This window comes from Pseudonocardia sp. McavD-2-B, from assembly GCF_024124365.1.
In the GTDB taxonomy this organism is placed as follows: domain Bacteria; phylum Actinomycetota; class Actinomycetes; order Mycobacteriales; family Pseudonocardiaceae; genus Pseudonocardia; species Pseudonocardia alni.
On the sequence record NZ_JAMXSG010000285.1, the window covers coordinates 1 to 7,246 of the forward strand.

General features: G+C 76.7%; 1 protein-coding gene. It reads left to right on the forward strand.

What is annotated here, in order from left to right; all coding sequences use genetic code 11:
* Positions 1-7,246: type I polyketide synthase (locus NH602_RS25965; protein WP_253069158.1), on the forward strand; the 7,246-nt coding region annotated here is incomplete at both ends.

Consider the following 7,246-nt stretch of genomic DNA (forward strand, 5'->3'; position numbering starts at 1 on the left):
CGCTGGTCGACCGAGGACCGGCTCGCCGGCTCCCGGCTGGTACTCGTCACCCGCGGCGCCGTCACGGCCGCCGGTGAGCCCGTCGCCGACCTCGCCGCCGCCGCGGCGTGGGGGCTGGTCCGCTCCGCGCAGACCGAGAACCCCGGCGCCTTCGGCCTGCTCGACCTCGACCCGGCCGCCGCCGTGCCCGCGACCGGTGCCCTGCCCGTCGCGCTGTCCCCGGACGAGCCGCAGCTCGCCGTCCGCGGGGACGACGTCCTCGCCGCCCGTCTGACCCGCGCCGGGGCCCCCACCGGCGCCACGACGTGGTCGACCGAGGGCACCGTCCTGGTCACCGGCGGCACCGGTGGCCTCGGCGGTCTGCTCGCCCGTCACCTCGTCGCCACCCACGGGGTGCGCCACCTGCTGCTGACCAGCCGGTCCGGTGCGGACGCACCGGGGGCCGCGGAGCTGGTCGCCGAGCTGGAGGGCCATGGCGCCCGGGTGTCGGTCGCCGCGTGCGACGTCACCGACGCCGACGCCGTCACCGCGCTGGTGGCCGGTGTGCCCGGTGCGCACCCGCTGCGTGCCGTCGTGCACACCGCCGGGATCCTCGACGACGGGGTGCTGAGCTCGCTCACCCCCGGGCGTCTGGCCCGGGTGCTGGCGCCGAAGGTGGACGGTGCGTGGAACCTGCACCGCGCGACCGCGGGTCTGGACCTGGACGCGTTCGTGCTGTTCTCCTCGGTGGCCGGGGTGTTCGGCGGTGCCGGCCAGGCGAACTATGCCGCCGGCAACGCGTTCCTCGACGCCCTGGCCGCGCACCGCGCCGCCGCCGGCCTGCCCGCCACCGCGCTGGCCTGGGGCCCCTGGCAGCAGGGCCTCGGCATGACCGCCGACCTCGACCAGCGCGACGTCGCCCGGGCCGCCGCCGCCGGGATGCCGCTGCTCACCGCCGACGAGGGCCTCGCCCTCTTCGACGCCGCACCGGCCACCGGCGACCCTGCGCTGGTCACCGCCCGCCTCGACCTCGCCGCGTTCCGCGCCCGGACCCCGGTCCCCGCGCTGCTGCGCGGACTGGTCACCGCCCCCCGCCGCACCGCCGCCAGCGCCGCGCAGGCCACCGACGCCGGGCTCGTCGCCCGGCTCGCCCGGCTCGACGACGACCGGCGCCACGAGGTCCTCCTCGACGTCGTCCGCGACGCCGCCGCCCTCGTGCTCGGGCACACCTCCGGCGCCGACATCGACGCCGACCGCGCCTTCCGCGATCTCGGGTTCGACTCCCTGACCGCCGTCGAGCTGCGCAACAGGCTCGCGACGGCGACCGGGCTGCGGTTGCCCGCGACGACGGTCTTCGACCACCCGACCCTCTCCGCGCTCGCCACCCACCTGCGCTCCGAGCTGCTCGGCTCCGCGGCCCCGCCCGCACCGGAGCGCCCGGTCGTGACGCCGCTCGACGACGACCCGGTCGTCATCGTGGGAATGGCGTGCCGCTTCCCCGGCGGGGTCACGTCCCCCGAGGACCTCTGGCAGCTCGTCGGCGACGGCGTCGACGCCATCACCGGGTTCCCCACCGGCCGCGGCTGGGACCTCGACGGCCTCTACGACCCGGACCCCGACCACGCCGGCACCTCCTACACCCGCGAGGGTGGCTTCCTGCACGACGCCGCCGAGTTCGACGCCGGGTTCTTCGGGATGAGCCCGCGGGAGGCCACCGCGACCGACGCGCAGCAGCGGCTGCTGCTGGAGACGAGCTGGGAGGCGGTCGAGCGGGCCGGGATCGACCCGGTCTCGCTGCGCGGCAGCGCGACCGGTGTGTTCGCCGGCGTCATGTACCACGACTACGCCGACAACCTCGGCGGACCGGAGCACGAGGGGATCCAGGGCCAGGGCAGCGCGGGCAGCGTCGCCTCGGGCCGGGTGTCCTACACCCTGGGGCTGGAGGGCCCGGCGGTCACCGTCGACACCGCGTGCTCGTCGTCGCTGGTCGCGATGCACTGGGCGATGCAGGCCCTGCGGACCGGCGAGTGCACGCTCGCCCTCGCCGGCGGCGTCACCGTCATGTCCACCCCGGCCACGTTCGTCGAGTTCTCCCGGCAGGGCGGCCTCGCCGCCGACGGCCGGTCCAAGCCCTTCGCCGACGCCGCCGACGGCGTCGGCTGGGCCGAGGGCGCCGGCATGCTGGTGCTGGAGCGCCGATCGGACGCGCTGCGGAACGGTCACGAGATCCTGGCCGTGGTGCGCGGGTCGGCGGTGAACCAGGACGGTGCGTCCAACGGGCTCACGGCACCGAACGGGCCGTCCCAGCAGCGGGTCATCCGCCAGGCACTGGCCAGCGCCGGGCTGCGGGCATCGGACGTCGACGCGGTCGAGGCCCACGGCACCGGCACCACCCTCGGCGACCCCATCGAGGCGCAGGCGCTCATCGCGACCTACGGCGCCGACCGCGACCCCGCGCAGCCACTGCACCTGGGTTCGCTGAAGTCCAACATCGGGCACACCCAGGCCGCCGCCGGCGTCGCCGGTGTGATCAAGATGGTGCAGGCGCTGCGGCACGGGGTGCTGCCGCGGACGCTGCACGTGGACGCGCCGTCCTCGCACGTGGACTGGTCCGACGGCACCGTCGCGTTGCTCACCGAGCCGACCGTGTGGCCGGAGACCGGCCGTGTCCGCCGGGCGGGTGTGTCGTCGTTCGGGATCAGCGGCACCAACGCCCACGTCATCGTCGAGCAGCCCGCCGACGCCCCGGCCCCCGCCCCGGCGGAGCCCGGACCCGACGGCCCGCTGCCGTGGCTGCTGTCCGCGAGGTCCCCCGAGGCGCTGCGCGACCAGGCCGCCCGGCTCCGCGACGCCGTCACCGGGCGGCCGGACCTGCGCCCGATCGACGTCGCCCACTCCCTGGCGACCGGCCGGTCCGCGTTCGACCACCGCGCCGTCGTCCTCGCGGCCGACGCCGACGACGCCGTGCGTGCTCTCACCGCGCTCGCCGACGGCGACAGCGACCCGGCGGTCGTCACCGGCCGTGCCCGCGGCGGCCGGACCGCCATGCTGTTCTCCGGGCAGGGTTCGCAGCGGCTCGGCATGGGCCGGGAGCTGCACGCCCGGTTCCCGGTGTTCGCCGACGCGTTCGACGCCGTCGTCGCCGCGCTGGACGCCGAGCTCGGCGGTGACCTGCGGGCGGTCGTGTGGGGCACCGACGCCGCCGCGCTGGACGAGACCGGCGCGACCCAGCCCGCGCTGTTCGCGGTCGAGGTCGCGCTGCACCGGCTCGTCGAGTCCTGGGGGGTCCGTGCCGACCTGGTCGCCGGGCACTCGATCGGCGAGATCGCCGCGGCCCACGTGGCCGGGGTGTTCTCGCTGGCCGACGCGGCGCGCCTGGTCGCGGCGCGGGCGTCGCTGATGCAGGCGCTGCCGACCGGGGGCGCCATGCTCGCCGTGCAGGCGAGCGAGGACGAGGTGCGCCCGCACCTCACCGACGGCGTCGCGATCGCGGCGGTCAACGGCCCGTCCGCTGTCGTCGTCTCCGGTGACGAGGATGCCGTGACAGCGGTGGGCGAGCAGCTGGCCGGCCGCAGGACACGGCGGCTCGCGGTGTCCCACGCGTTCCACTCGCCGCTGATGGACCCGATGCTGGCGGAGTTCCGGGCCGTCGCCGAGCAGCTGAGCTACGCCGAGCCGGTGGTGCCGGTGGTGTCGAACCTGACCGGTGCGCTCGCCGAGCCCCGGCAGCTGTGCGACCCGGAGTACTGGGTGCGCCACGTCCGCGAGGCCGTCCGCTTCGGCGACGGCGTGCGGGCGCTGGCCGGGGCCGGTGCGACCACGTTCCTGGAGCTCGGCCCGGACGGGGTGCTCTCGGCGATGGCCCGCGAGTCCCTGCCCGACGACACGACCGCGACGGTGCCCGTCCTGCGCCGCGACCGCGGCGAGGTCGACGCCGCACTGACCGCGCTGGCCCGGCTGCACGTCGGCGGCACCCGCGTCGGTTGGACGGAGCTGCTCCCGGGCGGCCGCCGGGTCGACCTCCCGACCTACGCCTTCCAGCACGCCACCTACTGGCCCACCGCGACCCGCCCGGCGGCCGACGCCGGCGCGCTCGGACTCACCGCCACCGGGCACCCCGTCCTGCACGGCGTGGTCGAGCTCGCCGAGGGCGAGGGCGTGCTCTGCACCGGTCGGCTGTCGCTCGCGACCCACCCGTGGCTGACCGACCACGCCGTCCGGGGCACCGTCCTCGTGCCCGGCACGGCGCTGCTCGAACTGGCCCTGCGCGCCGGCGACGAGGTCGGCTGCGACCGCGTCGAGGAGCTCACCCTCGCCGCCCCGCTGGTGGTGCCCACCCGTGGTGCCGTGCGGACCCAGGTCCGGGTCGGCGTCGCCGACGACGACGGCCGCCGCACCGTCACCGTGCACGCCCGGCCCGACGACGCCGGCGACGCACCCTGGACCCAGCACGCCGCCGGCACCCTGACCACGGCCGCACCGGAGCCGACCGGCTTCGACGCCACGACCTGGCCGCCCACCGGTGCGCGCGAGCTGCCGCTCCGGGGTTGCTACGAGCGGTTCGCCGAGGCCGGGTTCGGTTACGGCCCGGTGTTCCAGGGACTGACCGGCGCCTGGCAGGACGGCGACACCGTCTACGCCGAGGTCGCACTGCCCGGGCAGGCCACCGACGACGCGGCCCGCTTCGGGCTGCACCCCGCCCTGCTCGACGCCGCCCTGCACGCCGGGATGCTCGACGACGACGGCACCGCAGGCCTCCCGTTCTCCTGGGACGGGGTCACTCTGCACGCCACCGGCGCCGTCGCGCTGCGCGTGCGGCTGACCCGCACCGGCGGCGGCATCGCGATCGCCGCCGCCGACCCGGCGGGCCACCCGGTCGCGACCGTCGACACGCTCGCCGTCCGCCCGGTCGCCGAGGCACAGCTCGCACCCACCGGCACCGGCGACGCACTGTTCGCGCTCGACTGGACCCCGGTCGACGACGCCCCGGCCGGCATCCCGGCGCCCGCGACGGTCGCCGTCGTCGGCATCGGCGTCGGGGACGACCACGGGGACAGCGCAGCCGCCGAGGTCGCCGCGGGCCTGTCCGCCGCGGGCACCGACGCGACCGTCCACACCGGCCCCGCCACGGCGATCGAGGAGCTGGGGGACACGGTGGTCGTCACCGTGGACGGTGAAGGTGCCGACACGGCGACCGCCGCCCACACCCTGACCGCCGCCGTCCTCGACCTGCTGCAGCAGTGGACCGCCGGGACCGGTTCCGGGCGGCTCGCCGTCGTCACCCGGGGCGCCGTCGCCGCCGGGGGGACCGCACCCACCGACGTCGCCGCCGCCGCGGTGCACGGCCTCGTCCGCTCCGCCCGGTCCGAGTTCCCCGACGGCATCGTGCTCGTCGACCTCGATCCGGCGACCGCCGGCGCCGCGGACGACGGTCCGCTGCTGCTCGCCGCGCTGCACACCGGTGAGCCGCAGATCGCGGTGCGCGACGGTGCCCTGCTCGCCGGGCGCCTGACCCGGGCGCAGACCGGCTCCGGTCTCGTCGTGCCGGCGGTGGACGCCTGGTGCCTCGACAGCACCACCCCGGGCAGCATCGACGGCCTCGCCCTCGTGCCCCACCCGGAGGCGGGCGCCCCGCTCACCGGTCACCAGGTGCGGGTCGCGATCCGCGCCGCGGGCCTGAACTTCCGCGACGTGCTCAAGTCCCTCGACATGTACCCCGGCGACGCCGGCCGCTACGGCCACGAGGCGGCGGGGGTGGTCCTCGCGACCGGCCCGGACGTCACCGGGCTCGCCCCGGGCGACCGCGTCCTGGGCATGATCTCGGGCAGCTTCTCCTCGGTGGCCGTCGACGACGCCCGCCGCCTCACCCGGATCCCGGACGGCTGGGACTGGGAGACCGCCGCGTCGGTCCCGCTGGTCTTCCTCACCGCCTGGCACGCCCTGCGCCAGCTCGGGAACCTGACGGCGGGGGAGAAGGTGCTCGTCCACGCCGGTGCCGGTGGCGTCGGCATGGCCGCGGTCCAGATCGCCCGGCACCTCGGTGCCGAGGTGTACGCGACGGCGTCGGAGCCCAAGCAGCACGTGCTGCGCAGCCTGGGCGTCGCCGAGGACCACATCGCCTCCTCGCGGACCCTGGAGTTCGCCGAGACCTTCGCCGGGACGGACCTCGACGTCGTCCTCAACTCGCTGGCCGGGGAGTTCGTCGACGCCTCGATGGGGCTGCTCGGCGACGGCGGCCGGTTCCTGGAGATGGGCAAGACCGACATCCGCGACGCGGACTCCGCGCCGGCCGGCGTCTCCTACCAGGCCTTCGACCTCGCCTGGGTCGAGCCCGAGGCCATCGGCGCCATGTTCGCCGAGCTGATGGACCTCTTCGCGGCCGGCGTGCTGGACCCGCTGCCGGTCCGCACCTGGGACGTCCGCGACGCCCCCGCCGCGTTCCGCTTCATGAGCGCCGCCCAGCACATCGGCAAGATCGTCCTGACCCTCCCGCGGCCGTGGACCACCGAGGGCACCGTCCTGGTCACCGGCGGCACCGGTGGCCTGGGCGGGCTGCTCGCCCGTCACCTGGTCGCGACCCACGGGGTGCGGCATCTGCTGCTGACCAGCCGGTCCGGTGCGGACGCGCCGGGTGCTGCGGAGCTGGTGTCCGAGCTCGGTGAGCTGGGTGCGGAGGTGTCGGTGGCGGCGTGTGACGTCACCGACGCCGATGCGGTCGCCGCGTTGGTGGCCGGTGTGCCCGGTGGCCACCCGCTGCGTGCCGTCGTGCACACCGCCGGTGTGCTGGACGACGGGGTGCTGGCCTCGCTCACGCCCGGGCGTCTGGCGCGGGTGCTGGCGCCGAAGGTGGACGGTGCGTGGAACCTGCACCGCGCGACCGAGCATCTGGATCTGGACGCGTTCGTGCTGTTCTCCTCGGTGGCCGGGGTGTTCGGCGGTGCCGGGCAGGCGAACTATGCCGCCGGCAACGCGTTCCTCGACGCCCTGGCCGCGCACCGCGCCGCCGCCGGCCTGCCCGGCGTGTCCCTGGCCTGGGGCGCGTGGGGCCAGGAGGCCGGCATGACCGCCGGTCTCGACGAGCGCGACGTCCGCCGGGCCGCCGAGTCCGGGATGCCGCTGCTCGCCGCAGGGCAGGCCCTCGCCCTGTTCGACGCCGCCCTCGCCACGGGGCGTCCCGCGCTCGTCCCGGTGCGGCTCGACCTGGCCACGCTGCACCGTCGCGGGACCGTCCCGCCGCTGCTGCGCGGGCTCGTCCGCGCCCCCGCCC